The following is an 18,464-nucleotide window of genomic DNA, read 5'->3' on the forward strand; positions in this document are numbered from 1 at the left end:
AATATTTCAATTTATCAGTGTTCATCTGTAAAACCCGGGGCTGAATAATTACAATTCCTGTCGATATATCGTTCCACCAAATCCAGAACGGCTTTGGATTGGTAGCCTTTAGCCAAACTGCGTAACTGCTCGGCAAACGGGCGATAGCTTGCATCAAGTTCATCCAGATAATCGGCCTGGATGATAATATCCCGCATACTGCCTTCCGCTGCCAGTTGACGCAAAACCCTCATTTCCTCCAGCGGCGGCGCATCCAGCCAGTCGTCAGGCTTATGTTTCGGTGATGGTTCGGTTTTAGGCAACGCATAAACCCAGTCGAGCTTTAAAAGCCCGGCGATTTGCCCCATTAGCCTTTTTATCTCGATAGGCTTGGTCAAAAAGACGTTAACCCCGGCTGCCATGGCTTCCGCAACATCTATGCCGGAAGCGCCGGCCGAAACAGCGACAATCGGCGTTTGCCCGAACCCCGGCATTTGTCGAAGACGACGAGCGGTTTCCAGACCGCCCATTTCCGGCATGACCATATCCAGCAGAATCAGATCCGGCTTCCGGGTTTCGACGCTGTCCAGACACACCCTGCCGTTGGCTGCCTCGTCGGTTTCGAAACCTAAGCGACAGAGCATATCAATCAACAACGCCCTGTTTACCTCGGCATCGTCCACCACCAGCACCCGCTGACGCGGCCCCAAATACCCCGTGATATGTTGTTCGACCCGCATAATATCCCCATTGACATCAACAACCGGGGCGTCAAGATCGAACCAAAAGGTGCTGCCCTCGCCAACCCGACTGCTGACGAAAATTTCACTGCCCATCAGCCTGACCAGCTCACGGCTGATCACCAATCCCAGGCCGGTGCCGCCGCCGCTGTACTGTATGTCAGCCGCCTGCTCGAAAGGCTTGAAAATGCTTTCCAGTTGCCCTGCCTCGATACCGATACCGCTATCCTGTATTTCAAAACGCAAACGGCCCAATTCGACAGGCGCTCCCTCTGAAAAGGGCTTTTTCAACACCGTCACCCGCAGGCTGATTTGGCCTTGTTCACTGTATTTAACGGCATTGGACAACAGATTGAGCAGCACCTGTTTTAGCCGCATATCATCGGCGCGTATCCCCTCAGGCACAGCCGCTGCAATGTCGCAGATAAAAGCCAGCTGCTTTTGTTCGGCCTTGACGCTGACGATGTCGGCGAGATTGTGCAGGAAGCTCGGCAGATGAATGTCGCTCAAGCTCAGCTCCTGCTTGCCCGCCTCAATTTTGGCAAAATCCAGAATATCGTTGATCAGGCTCAGTAAATGTTCGCCGCTTTGCTGCATAACGTTCACCATCACATGTTGGCGCTCGTTCAGCCTGTTTTCTCCCAGCAATATCTGAGAGTAACCCAAAATGCCGTTCAATGGCGTACGCAGTTCGTGGCTCATCCGCGCCATAAATTCGCTACGCAGTCTCGCCAACCTTTCGGCCTCGACTAAAGCTGCTTCCCGCGCCGCCTCCACTGCCTTACGCTCGCTGATGTCGCGGGAGACGCCCACCGTTCCCAGTACGCGGCCATCCTCATCCACCACGGGAGCCTTGAAGGTTTCAACCCAAATAGCGCCGTCGCGCGCATCGACAAAAGGTTCTTCCACGGCCTTGCGCTGACCGGTCGCCATCACCTCCGCGTCGTCGGCGCGGTAGGTCTCGGCATGTTCGCGCGGCCAGACATCCAGGTCGGACTTGCCGACCAACTCGTCCACGTTATGGGAGCAAGCAGCTGCCAAGGCCTGATTGACGACCAGAAATCGGCTGTCCGTATCTTTAAGCCAGGCAAACATCGGCAGCGTATCGATCATTGTCCTCAAATAGCGCGTCTGCTGGCGTAGCTCTTCGGTACGTTCCAACACCCGCAGCTCAAGGCTGGCATTGAGGGCGCAAAGTTCCTGCTCGCGGTTGGCCAGCGCTTCCTCCATGCGTTTGCGTTCGGTAATATCCCTGAAGATCGCGATCAAGCGGACAGGATCGGTATCCGGCACAACAGCGACGGAAGTCTCGTATTCGCGCCGTTCGCCGTTACCGGCAACCAAGCCCAGCTCATAATTGTTGGGCGCCGCTTCACCCTTCATCCGGCTGACATGGTAGCCTATCACCCGCGCCCGGTCGTCAGGATGAACGAAATCGATGAACGAGGGATACCCATCAATGTCTTCGTCGGTAAAACCGAACTTCCGTGCCAATAGCTGATTGCCGAAATGGATCATGCGGCCATTCTCGATCACTATCAGTTGCATGCCGACATCGCATACAGCATTTATTATTGTTTTCTGGAAATCGGCCTGGCTAAGCAGTTCGGTCTCCATGCGCTTGCGCTCGCTGATGTCTTTGCCGACAGTGATTACTCGGACAGGATCGGTGCCCGGTACGATAGCAACGGAAGTTTCGTATTCGCGCCGCTCGCCGTTGCGTGTGACCAAGCCCAGTTCATAGCTGGCGGAAACCGCTTCGCCAGCCATCCTGCGAACGTGGTAATCAATTATCCGATCCCGGTCGTCGGGATGGATAATGTCGGCGAGTGCAGGGTGAGTGTCGATGTCTTCATCGGTAAACCCAAACTCGTAGGCCAGCTTGCGATTGCCGACATGGATAATGCGGCCCTCTTCGATCATCATCACCTGCATACCGGCATCGGCTACGGCGTTCAGAATGGTTTGCTGGAAATCCGTCTGGCTAATCAGTTCGGCCTCCATGCGCTTGCGCTCGGTGATGTCCTGCACGGTGCCCAGCGAGTTCAGAGGCTTGCCGTCGTCGGCATAAGCGGTTTCGCAGCGTTCGAGGACATATTTGACCCGCCCGTCCGCCATCAGCAGACGGTGCTCGATTTCGTAAGGCTCCCGACTTTTCAGCGACTCGGTATAGGCGCGCTCTACCGCCGCACGGTCATAGGGATGAACGGCATTGAGAAAGGCCTCATAGGTTGCGCCGAACTGCTCCGGGTCAACCTCGAAGATGCGGAAAATCTCATCCGACCAACTGAGGACATTATCCACATGATCCATCTCCCAACTTCCGACATGAGCGATGCGCTGAGCCTCGGTCAGAATTTGCCGGTTTTTGCGCAAGGCGTCTTCCATTTGCTTGCGCTCGCTGATGTCGCGGGCCAAGGCCAAATTGTAGCCCTGCCCGTCGAATTCGAAGTAATTGGCGTTGATCTCTACAGGAAAGATACGGCCGTCTTTTGTCCTGTGGCGGCTCTCAAAGGTCAGCGAACCGTTTGCCTTAAGGTCGCGCCAATGGTCGGGCCAATGGTCCTGCTGATAGACGGGATCGATATTAGGAACGCCTAAACCGAGCATTTCATCGTAACTGTATCCCAGAGTAGTGCAGGCTTCTTTATTGACATAATAAAAATGCGCATCTTCGCCTGTCAGCAAGACCGTATCTTTGACATGGTCGAGAGCATAGTTCAACAGGGCGAGCTGCTTTTCGATGGCCTTACGCTCGGTAATATCCAGCGAGGTGCCGATGAAACGCACCGGTTTTCCCTGCGCGTCGTATTGCGGCTCGCCCCGCTCCAGAACATGTTTAACCCGTCCATCCGGGAACAGCAGGCGGTGCTCGACCTCGTAGAGCGAGCGGTTAATAACGGCTTCGTTGTAGGCCTGCGATACTCGATCCCTATCCTCCGGGTGCACCGTTTCGAGGAACGCCACGAAGTCCGCTTTGAATTTCGTCTTGTCGATTTCCCAGATACGGAAGATCTCATCCGACCAGACCAGCTTATCGTTCACCATATCCACATCCCAACTGCCGACATGGGCGATACGCTGGGCTTCTTGCAGCATTTGCTCGCTGTCTTGAAGCGCGTTTTCTATGGCCTTGCGCTCGGTGACGTCATGATAAAAACCCATCCAGCGCGTACCGCCATCCGGCAGGCGTTGCGGCATGGAATTACACTCGATCCAGCGCAGCCCATTGCTCGGATGAATAATACGGTATTCGACATGGAAGGGCGTCAGATCTCGTTCCGATTCCTCGGTCTTGCGGAAAGTCATCTCTATATCGTCTGGGTGTGCCCGCGCCACTAGCGTCCCAATGTCCCGCATCACCTCCTCCGGCTCAAGGCCGAACAGCTCGCGGACACCGTCGCTGACGAAAGGCATGGCGTAGCAGCCATCCGCCCGATGTTCTATCGTCGAAAACAAACCGGGAGCCATCGCAAAATATTGCGTCTGCCGCTGTTGCAACGCGCGCGTTTCCGTGATGTCCCGCCCCAAGGCAAGCACCCCGATCACCTCGCCAAACGGCTCCCGCTCGGCGACCATCCGCACCCAGTGATAGCGGATGCCGTCGCCGGTATCCGGCAACACCACTTCAAGTTCGCTCACCTGCCCGCTTTCGATCACGCTCTTAATGGTTTGTTCATAGGCATCGAAGTCGCCGTCGGGATACAGCTCAGTTGATTTCTTGCCGATAGCCGCCCTGGCGGTCGCCTCGTCGAGGCCCAGCGCGGCATGCAATTGCGAATTCATATATTTTATCCGGCCGTCCCGATCATAACGGGCGATATTGTCCGGCGAGTTTTCCGCTAGGCTGCGAAACTCCTGTTCCCGCAGGCGCAGCAAATCTTCTATTAATTTGCGCTCGCCGATTTCTTCCAGCAACGAGCTATTGCTGGCACCCAGCTCAAAACTCTGTTCCTCCAGTTGCAGGTTTTGCTCTTCCAGCACTTGGTGCAAGGCGCGCAATTCCGCAGTACGCTCTTCTACGCGCTGTTCCAATGAATCGAACGAATGGTGCAGCTCGCCGATCATGACATCGAACGCCCAGGCCAAATCGCCGATTTCGCCGGGCGCCTGGATAGCCAGCGGGCGCAAATTTTCAGCCGTCAACCGGTAATCGGACTGCCTGTCTCGCTCCAATCGGCTCACCAGTCCGATCGCCTTCACCGCATTCGTCAGTGCGATAATCGGATCGATAAAACGTCCGACCCAAAATATGCCGATACCGATGCTAAGCGCCAATATCAGACTGGTAACCGTCAAAATAGCAGCCACCGTTTGCCGGATGTTTTGCAAGGTGCTGTCCTGCGAAGCCACCAAAGCCAGTACAAAACCCGGCTGCTGCTCGAATTGCCAAGGCAATGCCGCAGCATAAAACGAACCTTGTCCGGTGGATACGGTCTTCGCTTTAATCCCGGCTGAAGCCTTTGCAAGGTCCGGCAACAATTCCTGCAAGCTTAAATTTAACGGCCCCATCTGCCGGCTGTGTTGGCCGTCCGGCGAGAACAGCAGCGGCCACATGCCGGTTTTCCGTTCAACTGCCTGCAAAAAGTCCTGATCGACCCGTTTTTGGAAAACCACCACCGCGAACGGCGAGGGCGGCCGGTTTGTGGCGAATAGGGAAGGATCGCTTGCCGAACCGGCAATACCGGGATCGATCACCGAGAGCTCCGGCGGCTGCCCTTCACCTTGCTGCAGCGACTGTTCGATAACGCCTTCAACCGGCACCGCCACTTCGATTAACATGCTGTCCGCCGAAGGGTAAGTAAAGGCGACCTGCGGCCTATCGACCGACGCTAACGAGTCGACAACAGCGGGCGGCACCCCTTCTTCCCAAGCCGGCCAACTGCGGAGCGGCAGATTACCGTTGCCGTCTGCGGCCGCCTTAACCCACACCCGCGCGCCATTGCTCCGCTGCACGAACATCCCCACTTCGGATACCGAAACCTGGTGGCTCAGCTTACCGTCGATATAAACCGCAATCGCCGAAAAACCGCCGGTACGCAACACCAGATGCAACCGATTCAGCGAAACCGACTTGCTGAAAGCCAGGGTTCTTGCCGCTTCTTTAACCTCCTTGTTCTTGTCCAAGGCATCGGCCAGTTTATATTCCAGTGCCGTGAGTACGGATAACTGATTCAAGGCCACCGTTTCGCCGATCGCAGATAGCGCCACCGTGCGCATATGCACCGTTGTATCCTGCAATTCATCCTGCCAAGTCAGAAGATCGCGCTTGAGCGTGGCAAAAGCGGCATCCTGATTTTGCCGGTTGGTGAAATAAGAGGCCAGCAATGCATCCAGCACGGTCACCGCGACCAGTACGCCGATGAAGACTAATACTATTTTGCGCTTTAAACCCAGCTTCATGATTTTGCCTTGCCGGGAAGATTAAAATGAGGAGTGCAAGCTTTGCTTGCGCCGGCAGGCAAAGCCTGCACTCCAGCAATTAGTCTCGTACTAGGGAGCGGCGGTAGAAAATGGTACGCACCGCGTACTCCACATGCCGGACGGGGTTTGCAACCCCGTCCGAAACGTTTAACGGACGAAGCAGTTGCAATAGTTACTGAAACGTTAGGAACGGGGTTGCAAACCCCGTCCCGCTCAGGAACCGCATTCCCACGCAGCGCGTGGGAACGAGAACAATGTCGCGGGCGCGGCCCGCTCCTACGGTCTCTTGTGCTGCTTAACTTACCCCTCGTTCCCACGCGCTGCGTGGGAACGATAACGAACTGAAATACCATCTTTTCTAATACTCCGGATAACCGAGGTTTTTGGCAATATCTTGATCGATTAACACCGCCGCCCGGCTCAATTCGGTTTGCACATCGGCACCGGCAATGATTGCCACGGCGGCGTTGGAGAACGCTTTACTGATCGTGCTGTAAGCCGGGGTTTGGGGACGCGGCACCGCCAAACCGGCATTGAGCTGTTGCGTATACAGCCTTAACGGCCCGCGCTCACCGTACAACGGCGACTTCGCCAAAACCGAACGCCGCCCCGGAACGGCTCCGTTGACATCGGTCATACGCCTTATCTCCTGCTCCGACATCAAAAAACTCAAAAAATCCGCAGCCGCCGCAGGATCGCTACAGGTGCTGGAAACAACAAAGCTCCACGAGCCCATGCCGGTTTTAATGCCGTGCCCGAAATCCGGCATCGGCAGTAGTATCAAATCCTTGCCCAGCTCCAGGCTATATCCGCGATACCGCCAATGCCCCATCCAGGACAAGGCTGTCTTGCCGTTGGCGAAATAGTCGGTAGCCAGCTGATCGAATCGACTCAAAACGACTTTGCGTTGGCCGTTAACCTCTGTTAATACGATATCCTGCTTGGCCCAGCCGTTCTTGAACCATTGCTGGAAATGCGTCAATGCCTGCACCGACTGCGGGCTGTCAAGCATGCCTTTTGCCGAACGATAGTGACTGCGCTCGATCAGGTCGCCGCCGAAACCTTGCAGAATCGGCGAAAAAGCGTAAGCATAAAACTCGCTGGAACTGGAGTACGTGCCCATTTCAATCGACGCGACGAGGCCCGGCAGTTTGCTGAGCTTGTCGAGAACCTGCTCGAATTCGGCCAACTTCCACGGCGCTTGCAATGTAGGGATACGTACACCGGCATTATTCAGCAAGCGACGATTACCCCACAGCGCCAGACCCGAATCGAACTGCCCAAGGCTATAAAGACGGCCTTCGTAATGTCCCTGAGCCAGGATCGACGGCAGCACATCGTCCAATAACGATTTCGGCAGCCATTGTTCGATAGGTTGCAAATAACCGCGCCATGCCAGCGTATACAGGTACGGCCCGTCGGCTTCCAGCAAACAAGGCAACGAACCGTTCGCCGCCGCTTTGTTGACCTGGCCGTCATAATCAGTTTTATCGAATGCCTGAATCTCGATGCGATAACCGTGTCGATCTGCGTTGTATCGGGCCGCCGAGGCCTCAAGGACGGTATGTTCGCCGATAGTGGTGTCGGAATGCGTCCAGAGGGTGATGGTTTTTACGGCAGCTTTCGCCGGACGTTTTTCATTAGCGCTGTAGGCAGCGTCAACGTTCAAAACAAGCACAGCCAACATTAGGCTGAAAATACCGCGAATATGGATAAGCCGCGTAGAGTACACCGTGCGTACCTTTTGTCTAAGAAGTGACGATAAAAAAGGGTACGCACAGCGTACCCTACATGACTCAATCATTCGAATAACCCCTATTTTCGATAATATCCTGGTCGATCAGCGCCGCCGCCCGGCTCAATTCGGTTTGCACATCGGCCCCGGCGATAATCGCTATGGCAGCGATGGAAAACACCTTACTGATCATTCTGTAAGCCGGGGTTTGGGGGCGAGGTATCGCCAGACCGGCATTCAGTTGCTGCGCATACAATCTTAACGGCCCGCGCTCGCCGTACAGCGGCGATTTCGCCAAAACCGAACGCCGCCCCGGAACGGCTCCGTTGGCAGCGGTCATACGCAGAATTTCCCGTTCCGACATTAAATAGCCCAAAAAATCCGCTGCGCCCTCAGGTTCTTTACAAGTGCTGGAAATAGCCCAACTCCACGAGCCCATGCCGGTCTTGATGCCGTGGCCGAAATCCGGCATCGGCAGCAGTACCAGATCCTTGCCCAGTTCCGCACTGTACCAGGGATATTGCCAATGCCCAAACCAGGCCAAAGCCACCTTGCCGTTGACGAAATCGTCGGCTACCACCTCGCTCCTAAACCAACCTTTTTTCAGCCACTGCTGAAAATGGGTCATAGCCGCCACCGATTGCGGGCCGTCAAGCACGCCTTTTGCCGAACGGTAACTGTTACGCTCGATCAAATCGCCGCCGAAACCTTGCAGGATCGGCGAATAGGCATAAGAGTAAAACTCGCCGCTACCCGAAAAAGCCCCCATATCAATCGCCGCGACCGCGCCCGGCAGCTTGCTGAGCTTGTCGAGAACCTGCTCGAATTCCGCCAGCGTCCACGGCGCTTGCAAAGTCGGGATACGAACCCCGGCTTTAACCAACAAGCGGCGATTGCCCCACAGCGCCAGACCGGAGTCGAACTGGCCAAGACTATACAGTCGGCCGTCGTAACGGCCCTGAGCCAGAATCGACGGCAGCACATCGTCCAGCAGCGGCTTCGGCATCAATTGCTCGATAGGCTGCAAATAGCCGCTCCAGGCCATGGCATACAAAAGCGACGCGTCGGCTTGCAGCAGACAAGGCAGCGCCCCGGTCTCCGCCGCGTCGTCAATATGCTCGTCGTAGCGTTTGAAGGTGGTAGGTAGCGCTTCGATGCGATAGCCGTGCCGACCGGCGTTGTAACGGTCTACCGATGCTTTGAGGGCCAAGTATTCGGCGGTATTGCTTCCTGAATACGACCATAGGCTGACGGTTTTTACGCCGCTATCCGCTACGGAGCGTTTTTCATTAGCGCTATACGCATCGTCAATACCCAAGGCGAACACAATCAAGATCAGACTGAAAATAAGGATGGAGTGCAGGCTTTGCCTGCTTGTTATGCGCCCCCCTCGTTCCCACGCGCTGCGTGGGAATGCAGTGCTGGACGCGCTGCGTCCTGTATACGCAAAACATTGTTCATGACTCATGCCGTAGCGCGCCCTTCGGCACAGCTCAGGACAGGCCTTGACCTCATTCCCACGCGGCGCGCTCATCGTTATACACAAGTGTCTACTGGCTGTCGTCATTCCGACAGTCCCTTACCTAGCGTTACGCTGGTTCCCAAGCTCCAGCTTGGGAACCCACTTAACGAAGCTCTAGCTTTGCGAGACGGGAAGCTAGAGCTTCCCTCACTGAATTCCCAAGCCGGAGCTTGGGAACTAGCGCACAGGCGAGACGTTACCCCTCGTTCCCACGCGTTGCGTGGGAATGTAGTGCTGGACGCGCCGCGTCCTGTATACACAAGACGTTGAGTGTGACTCGCGGCGCAGCGCGCCTTGACTGCATTCCCACGCAGCGCGTGGGAACAAGGTAAAAGTGATTTCGGTTTATCAGTGCGCATCTGTATCTGAATAGTTAAAACGAGTACCTGACCGTAGCGATAACAGTCCGGCCGTTAATCGACCGTGCCGCATTCAAGCCGTTGGCGGAAATGCCGCCGCTATTGGATATTTCAGTCAAACCGATAGTGTCGAACAGGTTATTGCCGTTGACCGACAGCCAAAGCCCTTTGACCGCTTCATAACCGGTAAAGGCATTGACCTGGACATAACCGGGATTGACCATCTTGCCGGTCGGCGCATCGCTGTTGCCGATAAAATTCAGCCCGGCGTTGAAATGCCTGATTTGGTAAGCAGGCGTAAACTGGTATATGAATTCGGGGCTGATCGGGTCGCCGACATTGGCCGGGTTGATCTCATCCTTGACGATTTTGCTGCGGGTATAGGTCACGCCGCCGTTGAGACTGAAATCGCCCAAATAATAAGCCGTTTCCAGCTCCACGCCCTGAGCCTCGAAGTTGCGGTTGGTAAACCTGTACCCCCCGGAACCGGCGGTAATGTCCTGGTTGACTTCCGCAGTGGTGACATGGAACAGGGTAGCGAACACGCTAAAATCATTGCCCCGCCACTTCAGGCCGCCCTCAACCTGCTGAACCTTGTTGACCGCGACCTTGGCGGCGATGCTGCCGTCGGTTCTGATGCCGCCGCCGAACAACATGCGTTCGGCATTGGCGTGGCCGCCCTCGCTGACGCGCGCGAACAGCGCCAGATTCGGATTCAGCAAGTAATTACCGCCGAACGAATACGACAAATAACGCACCGTGTAATCGACCGGCAATGCCGAATTATTGTTAACCGCCGGCACCGTCTTTTCCGGCGTTTCGATCACGCCGTTGCCGTTGACATCCAGCGTTTGCGTGCCGGTCGAACCGGCATAGCTGCCCGAAGCGTGGGCAATGTCGTAGCGCAAACTGCCGTCGAAATTGAAGTCGCCTTTTTGCCAGCCCAACGCCAGGTAAGGCGCATCGGTGTCGTAATACAGGTCATAGGAACGCACGCAACAGTTGCCCCAATACGATTCGCCATAGGCACTCAGGCCGTTTTGGGTGACCTTATTGCCGTTCGCGTCGATCACATCGAGCAATGCCGAATCCTTGCCCTTAACTTCCTGCAAGTAGGTATTCCAGTGCCAGTCCTGGACGATAGCCTGCCCCGACTTGAAATAACCGGCGGTGACGCGGGTGGCGCCGAAATTTTCGCTGTCGAAGGTTCGGGTCAGGTTCAGGTCGTTGGCGAAATTGCCGAGATCGTTGAGTTCGGTATTGAACAAATGCGTGCCGACCGCCAAGGCGTTGGGATCGCTAAGGGCTTGTCCAGACAACGGCCCGTTGGCATAGCGCAAGGTCGCGCCGGTTCCGCCGATTGATGTCGCCAGCGCTGCCGCGGTATCGACTTGCGCCGGATACGGCCCGACAAAACGCCCGGAGGTTGCGGCAATCCTGAACTTGTCGTTAATCTTCCAATTGTCCGCAGGCTCGAACATCGCCTCGCCGCCGATAACCTTGCTCGACGAGTAATAACCGTCGTCAATATTAGTCTTCACGACTTGGCCGTCTTTGTTGACCGCCAAATCGGTACGGAAATATTTCGACTGCATCGCGCCGTTGCGTATATCAAAACCGGGCAAGGATGCAACCTGCGGATTGCTGTTGGTTCCGGTGATCGAGACCGGTACCGGCAGATAAACAGGTGCCCTATCCTCCAGCACCTTGAAGTTGAGGCGGATGAAGCCCTTGTCGAAATCGCGGGTGATGTTGCTCTTGATCTGTCCGCCGTCTTCGGCGTCGTAGCCGACCGTCCTCGGCCCCTCCCCGCCCCGGTAAAAACCGCCGACATGGAAGCGCCATTGATCATTGATCGGACTGCCGTAATCGAAGTCGGCGCGGGTATGATCGAAGTCCAGGCCGCGACTGACGCCAACACTGCCGCCCTTGGTTGCGCCGGTCTTGCTGATAAAGTTGAACACCCCGCCCGGCGCATTGCTGGCAAAAGTCGCCGCCGCGCCCCCGCGTATCACTTCCAGCCGCTCCAGGTTATAGTCGGATCTGAGAAAGGTATCGGCGGTGGCAAAGTCGATATCGCCGAAATCGAACACCGGCAAACCGTCTTCCTGAAATTGCACGAACTTGGCGCCGCCGCCGATCGGCAGGCCGCGCACCGAAACATTGGCGTTGCCTTCGCCGCCGGAAGCCTGGGAAATGACGCCGGGCACATTGCGCAAAATATCGGCGGCGCTGCTCGGCGCGGATTGCTGTATTTGCTCCCAGTCCAGCGTGCTGACCGCAACGCTGGAGCGTATGCTGGAGAGCGGATTGGCAGTACTGGTAACCACCAGGGTGTCGAGCGGCAGGGTTTCCGCCAACACCGACATTGGCGCCAGCGCTAAAATGCAGGTTTTAAGACTGTTTTTGTACATTGATTGATTGTTGTCCCATTTTTTATTTTTTACCTCTCGTTCTCACCCGCTACGCTCGTCGTTATACACATCTCGACGTAGGCCGGAATAAGGCCACCCAAGCGTAGCGCGAGGTGGCGTTTCCGGCTTGTTCCGCAGTTTCGCCGGAAACACCCACCCTTGCTTACGCCAGGCGGGCTTATTCCGGCCTACGTCCTGTTTTTGTACATTGATTAATTGTTGTCCCATTTTTTATTTTTTACCTCTCGTTCCCATCCGCTACGCTCGTCGTTATACACATCTCGACGTAGGCCGGAATAAGGCCACCCAAGCGTAGCGCGAGGTGGCGTTTCCGGCTTGTTCCGCAGTTTCGCCGGAAACACCCGCCCTTGCTTACGCCGGGCGGGCTTATTCCGGCCTACGTCCTGCATATCGCGCCCCGCCCGCTGTAGGACAAACTATCGTCCGCCGCCATAGGCCACAATCTCATAAGCAATCCGGCCCAGCGGCAGCTCCCTATCCACGGAACCTAGCTTTGCCGCCTCTTTCGGCATGCCGTACACCACACAGCTGTCTTCATCCTGCCCCACGGTGCGCGCGCCCATGTCGTGCATTTCCTTCAGGCCTTTGGCACCGTCATCGCCCATCCCGGTCATGATGATGCCCAGTGCATTCTTGCCTGCGCATTTGGCGACAGACCGAAACAACACATCGACCGACGGACGATGGCGACTGACCGGCGGCCCGTCCACGATCTCGACACGGTAGTGCGCGCCGCTGCGCTTGAGTAACATGTGCCGCCCGCCTTGCGCAATCAGTGCGAGTCCCGGCAACACCCGGTCGCCATTAACGGCTTCGCGCACTTCAATTTGGCACAAGTTGTTCAAACGATCGGCGAAAGCCCCGGTAAACTTTTCCGGCATATGCTGCACGATAACGATGCCGGGGCAGACGCGCGGCAAGGCGGTCAGCACCACTTCCAGCGCCTGCGTGCCGCCGGTGGAGGTGCCGATGGCGACAACCCGGTCGGTGGTTTCGGCCATCGCATGGCTACCGGCAGGGAGGATCGCATCGGCGGTTAATTTGGCCTGCACCGGCACGGCAACGGCTGATACGCCCAGTCGACGCAGGTTGGCGCGGGCGGCGGCTTTGACGGCGTTAACCAGGCTTTCCGAGTCGTCCTGCAAAAATTGCTTGAGCCCTACCTTGGGCTTGGTGACGATGCTTACCGCGCCCGCCGCCAGCGCCTGCATGGTGGTTTCCGCGCCTTTCTCGGTCAGCGTGGAACAGATGACCACCGGCGTGGGCCGTTCGGCCATCAGCTTTTTCAAAAAGGTGATGCCGTCCATGCGCGGCATTTCCACGTCCAACACGATCACATCCGGCCATTGCGCCGCCATCTTGGCCATGGCGAACACCGGGTCGGAAGCGGCCCCGATCACTTCAATACCCGGATCTTGCGACAGGTTTGCGGTCAACACCTGGCGCACCACGGCGGAATCATCCACGATCAGCACCTTGATCCTGGTCATCCTAACCTCCTGTTTAGCGGTTCAAGCCCGGCTATGGACACCACATTAGTGTGCTTAACCCAAACCTCGCCGCTCCACACCTCAAAAATCACGTTGCGATGTCCGATGTCGCCCAAGTGCTCGGCCACGCAGGTAAAACCGTGTTGTTTCGCCAGTCGCCGCGCCGCTTGCACATTCCTGCTGCCGACTTGGGACATCACATTCATATTTTTATTCGTTTCGGGAAACATATTGCCGCCGCCAAATAACTTAACCTGATATTCCTTATGGGAAGCGCCGACCGCATCCATTTTCTTCATCAACAAGGCAATCGCCTCATCGGCATAACGCCCGTCCGGCGCAGGCCAGTCGCCTTCCCTGCGTTCGCCGCCACGTTCCGGCAGCATGTAGTGACACATCCCCCCGACCAGAAGTTGAGGATGCCAAAAGGTCATTGACACACAAGATCCCAGTACGGTGCGGATACGAGTATCCCGGTCGGCAAAATAATGATCGCCGGGCTGGAGAAATATCTCTACAGGATGCAAAGGCCTTATCATTTCAGGGTTTCCGGTAAACCGCCGGTTGCACCAGGCGTACGTCTTCGCTTATGCCGTTCAGCGTCTCGGAATGGCCGACCAGGAAATGTCCGCCGGGGCGCAGCAGCGACAGCAGGCGTGAGACTACCTGGCGTTTGGTATCCAGGTCGAAATAGATCATGACGTTGCGCAGGAATATCACATCGAATTCGCCCAGTTTCGGCGGCGCTTCGGTGAGGTTATAGTGCATGAACTGCACCCGTTCGCGCAGCTTGCGCTCGATCAGCAACGTTCCTTCCTGGGTGCCGGTGCCTTTAAGGCAGTAGTTTGACAAGTAATGCCGGGGGATTTCCGGCATCCGCCCGATAGGATAAAGGCCGGTGCGCGCCTTTTCCAACACCCGCGTGCTGAGGTCGGAGGCAACGATTTCCCACGGCGCTGTGCCTAACACCTCATCCAGCAGCATCGCAATGCTGTAGGGTTCCTCGCCGCTGGAGCAGGCGGCGCTCCAAATGCGCAGGGGTTTGCCGGGTTTCCGCGCCGACAAAACGCTTTGGCGCAGGAACTCGAAATGCTTGGGTTCCCGGAAGAAGTGCGTTTCGTTGGTGGTCAGCAAATCCACCGCCATTTGCAATTCCGTTTTGCCGTTGGCTGCGGTAATCATCTGGAAATACTCGCCGTAGCTTCCCAAGCCATGATGTTTAAGGCGTTTCGCCAAGCGACTGGTCACCAGCGGCTTCTTGGCGGGCGACATGCTGATGCCGGCGATGCGGTAGATCAGGTCGCGGAACTGTGCGAATTCCTTTTCGTGCAACACCACGGCGAGAAGATTGGGTTTGTTACTTGCGTATCCAGTCATTTTGTTCACTCCTTTTATCGTTCCCGCGCTGCGGCGCTCATCAAGTGCAAGCTTATGTTCATCGTTATGTATTGAAGACGACTTATTGCAACGGGAGTGCAAGCTTCGCCTAAAGCGCCTACTTTGGGTGCCTGCACTCCCGCTGTCGGCGACTTCCTTAAAAATTCTTCGCTCTGGTTCCCAGGCTCCAGCTTCGCGAGACGGGAAGCTGGAGCTTCCCACACCGAATTCCCAAGCTGGAGCTTGGGAACTAGCACTCACTAATTAATGGCACGTAGGAACAAGGCGAAATCACCGTTGCGTTGCTTCATATCAACCCGGAACCCACTTGCAACTCCGAAAACCAATTGATGAAACGCTCGACATCCGCGCCCTGATAAACCGCGCCGTGCTGCGGGCAGAGCATGTCGATTTCCATGGCGGCGGCGCGCTCGCACCACAGGCGCTTGGCTTCCGGCGAGCCCATAAAGCGGCGATGAAAGCCCTCCGCATACTGAATGTGTCGATCAAAATCCTTAACGAATAAATCATTCATGTCGTCCGGCAGCATCGCCGCGCCAATATCGCCCGAGAACAATAGCCGCGCGGCTTCATCATATAGATGAAAATTTCCGGAAGAATGCAGGTAATGCGCAGGCACGGCTTGCAACTTCAACTTGCCGACCGCAATCGTCGAGCCCTCGTCAGGAATCCCTATAAAGGTTTCGTCAGTGCCGCCAAAATGCGGGACAAAGGTTGTCCACAAACGACTGAGATGACATTTGAGTTCCGGATTAAAATCCAGCCACAGCGACAGCGATGAGATAATGTCCGGGTCCTGATGGGACGCAAACAGCACGCCGATGTCCGCCGGATCGAACGCTTCACAAATAGCTGCAAACACCATTGAAAAGATTTCCGAACCGCCCGGATCGGTCAACAGTGCGGTATTGCCGTCGGTAATCAGGTATTCGTTGGTGTCGATCAAATAATTAGGCCGCTCCGGGTCCCGCGCTACGGCAATCCACTGGTGTTGCCCTGATTGATAAATAATCGTCGCTTTTTTCATAATCAGGTCTCTGTCAGTCGTGATTCAAGTTTCCTTACGCGCTCGGCGATATTGCCGACAACGTCCTCCACACCCTGCGCAATCTGGCGTAACACCGGCGTCATGGCGCCGCCGTGAGCCGCCTCAATACCGGCCGAACGGGCGATCACCAAGCCGGTTGCGCATTGCTTTGCGGTGCGCCTCATCGTAATCTGCAACTCGCGCAGCATGCCCGCGATAAGTCGCTCCATTTCATCCACATCGGCTTGGCTGCGTGCATAGGCCGGGGCGATACGGGCCTGCGCCAACTCGCCATAAGCTCCGGTCCGGGCGAACAGAACCACGCTGCGCGAGCGGTGACGCTTGCTTGCGGTGACCACCACCTGCCGGTAAATCAGCTTCGCTAGCTCTTGCATGGCGGCCGCCATCTTCTCGCTGAACATCCTCAGTTCGCGCGCGACCACGCTGAAGCCCACGGCATTGATACCCGCTTGCCTCGCGACCAGCATTCCATTGGTCGCAGTCAGGCTGATGTTTTCCGCCGCGTAAACAATGCTCTTGATTTCCTCATTGATTGCCGCAATAGCTTTTAATTCGTTCATATGTCCACTTAACGATTTAATTTAAAAATATCACTGTAAAAACACCGGTTTAATGCCCTCAGGTAATTTGTAATAGCCCCGTTCATTCCCACATAACATCAGCAATGTCTGCAAAACGATACGCCCCTCCTGCGTCAACATCGAACGCCTCACAGATTGCGGTAATATCTGCAAAAACTTCCTAGCCATCCAGAGGGTCAGTCAACAACGCCGCAGTACCGTCGATCATCCGGTATTCATCGGCGTTAACCGGATTAATAAATAATCGTTGTTTTTCCATAACCCCGCCTCTGCCAGTCGCGATTCAAGCTTCCTGACACTCAGGGCAATATTCCCGACGCGCTCTTCCACCTCTTGCGTAATCCGGCGCAATTCCAGTGTCATCGTGCCGCCGGGAGATGTCTCCATGTCGACCGATTGCGCAATCAGCAAGCCGGTTGCGCATTGCTTTGCGGTGCGCATCACCCTGATCTGCAACTCGCACACTTGACTCACAATAAGTTGCTCGATTTCATCTCTATCAGCCTGGGCGTCAACACATGCCGGAGCGAAAAAATCCTTATTCCGCTCCGAGCCTGCGCTTACTTCTACCTGCCAGTCAATCAACCCGGATAGGCTTTGCATGGCCGTCGCCATATTCTCGCTAAACGTTCGCAGTTCGCGCGCGACCACGCTGAAGCCCACGGCATTGGTGCCCGCTTGCCTCGCGACCAGCATTGCATTGGTCGCAGTCAGGCTGATGTTTTCCGCCGCGTAAACAATGCTCTTGATTTCCTCATTGATTGCCGCGATAGCTTTTAATTCGTTCATGGGCGCTTTATGTTTAAGTAAGTTGAACGTCACTGTAAAAAAACCTGTGCAATGCCGTCAGGCAATGGGTAATGGCCGTATTCCCCAGCAGGAATACAGAAGCGAAAAACTCAGTCCCCCAACAACATCGTCATCCCTGTAAACAAACTCAAGTTCTGCGCGGTAGAGCCAACGCCCAGCGCAAAGCCGCCATCCAGCACGATTCGCGTGTTTAACGCATAACTCAGCGCGGCCAGAAACTGCGCGGTACCGCGCGTGCCCTGGCGATCCGCACCCGACATCTCGGCCGACACCGTCCAGCGTTCGGTCACCGGCTGCGCTATTGCGGCTGCCCACGTCACTTGATAACGGCTTTCGCCTTCGCCATACGCTCCCAGCCGAGTCACGCCCAAGTTAATATCCACTGCCGCCGATCCTAAACGCGTACTGACGATGCCGTTGAGTGTTTCATCGGTTCTGCCGCTACCCAAGGCATACTTGGCAGAAGGCAGTTTGACGCTTGCTTCAAACCCCAACTCAAGATTTTCGAACACGTCATGATGGTGTTTGACGGTCAGCAGGGTGTCGCCAAAGCCATTCGCTTCTATGCCGTCCAACGAAATGGCGCGATCGTAAAGGTCGGCTCCGGCCATGACGCCCCAATCGGCATTAAAAGCGTACTTGGCAAGAAACGGCACGCCGTCGCGTTGCTGTTCGGAGCCGCCGCTGGTATGCAACCCGCCCAGTTCGATTTCCGGCATACCCGGCACCGGCAAGGCCGCCGGGTTGGAAACCGTAGGCCGGTAAGGCGTGGCTTCCGGTTCTTCGGCTCCGGCAACACCTGCCGCCATCAACAGTCCGGCAGCGATTAAAAATCGATTTGCGCTAGTTGCCGGGAATTCGGCTTCCCGTCTCGCGAAGCCGAAGCTTCGTTTTCCGGGTTCCCTCGCTGGAGCTCTCATCTTTATATATAAGTGCCTATGGG

12 protein-coding genes are annotated in these 18,464 nt (G+C 56.0%); all 12 read right to left on the bottom strand.

All coding sequences use genetic code 11. The features are described 5' to 3' along the window. Positions 1–14: 14 nt before the first annotated feature. On the bottom strand, positions 15–6,122 hold the full coding sequence (locus METTU_RS21695; RefSeq protein ID WP_006890865.1) for a PAS domain S-box protein: 6,108 nt from the start codon (positions 6,120–6,122) through the stop codon (positions 15–17). A gap of 379 nt (positions 6,123–6,501) precedes the next feature. Further along, the gene (locus tag METTU_RS08150; RefSeq protein WP_254257839.1) at positions 6,502–7,875 is read right to left on the bottom strand and encodes an ABC transporter substrate-binding protein; all 1,374 of its coding nucleotides are present in this window, start codon (positions 7,873–7,875) and stop codon (positions 6,502–6,504) included. Positions 7,876–7,939: 64 nt separating this feature from the next. After that, complete coding sequence (locus METTU_RS08155; RefSeq protein ID WP_254257840.1) at positions 7,940–9,412, bottom strand: ABC transporter substrate-binding protein; 1,473 nt, start codon at positions 9,410–9,412, stop codon at positions 7,940–7,942. A gap of 361 nt (positions 9,413–9,773) precedes the next feature. After that, a complete protein-coding gene (locus METTU_RS08160; RefSeq protein WP_006890870.1) occupies positions 9,774–12,173 on the bottom strand; it encodes a TonB-dependent receptor in 2,400 nt (799 codons plus the stop codon). A gap of 42 nt (positions 12,174–12,215) precedes the next feature. After that, positions 12,216–12,401, bottom strand: a complete 186-nt coding sequence (locus tag METTU_RS23125) for a hypothetical protein (protein WP_150107758.1) — start codon at positions 12,399–12,401, stop codon at positions 12,216–12,218. A gap of 209 nt (positions 12,402–12,610) precedes the next feature. Beyond that, complete coding sequence (locus tag METTU_RS08165; protein WP_006890871.1) at positions 12,611–13,684, bottom strand: protein-glutamate methylesterase/protein-glutamine glutaminase; 1,074 nt, start codon at positions 13,682–13,684, stop codon at positions 12,611–12,613. Then, a complete protein-coding gene (locus METTU_RS08170) occupies positions 13,681–14,223 on the bottom strand; it encodes a chemotaxis protein CheD (RefSeq protein WP_006890873.1) in 543 nt (180 codons plus the stop codon). Before METTU_RS08170 ends, METTU_RS08165 begins: the two co-directional genes overlap by 4 nt. A 1-nt stretch (position 14,224) precedes the next feature. Then, positions 14,225–15,061 carry a CheR family methyltransferase gene (locus METTU_RS08175; RefSeq protein ID WP_006890874.1) on the bottom strand — a complete coding sequence of 279 codons (837 nt, stop codon included), beginning with the start codon at positions 15,059–15,061 and terminating at the stop codon, positions 14,225–14,227. A 307-nt stretch (positions 15,062–15,368) separates the two neighbouring features. Beyond that, complete coding sequence (locus METTU_RS08180; RefSeq protein WP_006890876.1) at positions 15,369–16,109, bottom strand: oxygen-binding di-iron domain-containing protein; 741 nt, start codon at positions 16,107–16,109, stop codon at positions 15,369–15,371. A 2-nt stretch (positions 16,110–16,111) separates the two neighbouring features. After that, positions 16,112–16,690: a hypothetical protein gene (locus tag METTU_RS08185; protein ID WP_040579709.1), complete on the bottom strand. Its 579-nt coding sequence runs from the start codon at positions 16,688–16,690 to the stop codon at positions 16,112–16,114. Between the two features lie 225 nt (positions 16,691–16,915). Continuing rightward, positions 16,916–17,500 (bottom strand): hypothetical protein, encoded by a 585-nt coding sequence (locus METTU_RS21700; protein WP_050897736.1) that lies wholly within the window; start codon positions 17,498–17,500, stop codon positions 16,916–16,918. Positions 17,501–17,610: 110 nt separating this feature from the next. Further along, positions 17,611–18,441, bottom strand: coding sequence for a hypothetical protein (locus METTU_RS08195; protein WP_050897737.1), 831 nt, complete (start codon positions 18,439–18,441; stop codon positions 17,611–17,613). Positions 18,442–18,464 lie beyond the last annotated feature (23 nt).

The organism is Methylobacter tundripaludum SV96 (genome assembly GCF_000190755.2).
GTDB classification, from domain to species: Bacteria; Pseudomonadota; Gammaproteobacteria; order Methylococcales; family Methylomonadaceae; genus Methylobacter_A; species Methylobacter_A tundripaludum.

What these genes read in the sequence shown, in the direction of transcription:
- METTU_RS21695 (WP_006890865.1), bottom strand. Translation starts at nt 6,122, where the DNA reads ATGAAGCTGGGTTTAAAGCGCAAAATAGTATTAGTCTTCATCGGCGTA.
- METTU_RS08155 (WP_254257840.1), bottom strand. Translation starts at nt 9,412, where the DNA reads ATGAGCGCGCCGCGTGGGAATGAGGTCAAGGCCTGTCCTGAGCTGTGC.
- METTU_RS08160 (WP_006890870.1), bottom strand. Translation starts at nt 12,173, where the DNA reads ATGTACAAAAACAGTCTTAAAACCTGCATTTTAGCGCTGGCGCCAATG.
- METTU_RS23125 (WP_150107758.1), bottom strand. Translation starts at nt 12,401, where the DNA reads ATGGGACAACAATTAATCAATGTACAAAAACAGGACGTAGGCCGGAAT.
- METTU_RS08165 (WP_006890871.1), bottom strand. Translation starts at nt 13,684, where the DNA reads ATGACCAGGATCAAGGTGCTGATCGTGGATGATTCCGCCGTGGTGCGC.
- METTU_RS08170 (WP_006890873.1), bottom strand. Translation starts at nt 14,223, where the DNA reads ATGATAAGGCCTTTGCATCCTGTAGAGATATTTCTCCAGCCCGGCGAT.
- METTU_RS08175 (WP_006890874.1), bottom strand. Translation starts at nt 15,061, where the DNA reads ATGACTGGATACGCAAGTAACAAACCCAATCTTCTCGCCGTGGTGTTG.
- METTU_RS08180 (WP_006890876.1), bottom strand. Translation starts at nt 16,109, where the DNA reads ATGAAAAAAGCGACGATTATTTATCAATCAGGGCAACACCAGTGGATT.
- METTU_RS08185 (WP_040579709.1), bottom strand. Translation starts at nt 16,690, where the DNA reads ATGAACGAATTAAAAGCTATTGCGGCAATCAATGAGGAAATCAAGAGC.
- METTU_RS21700 (WP_050897736.1), bottom strand. Translation starts at nt 17,500, where the DNA reads ATGAACGAATTAAAAGCTATCGCGGCAATCAATGAGGAAATCAAGAGC.
- METTU_RS08195 (WP_050897737.1), bottom strand. Translation starts at nt 18,441, where the DNA reads ATGAGAGCTCCAGCGAGGGAACCCGGAAAACGAAGCTTCGGCTTCGCG.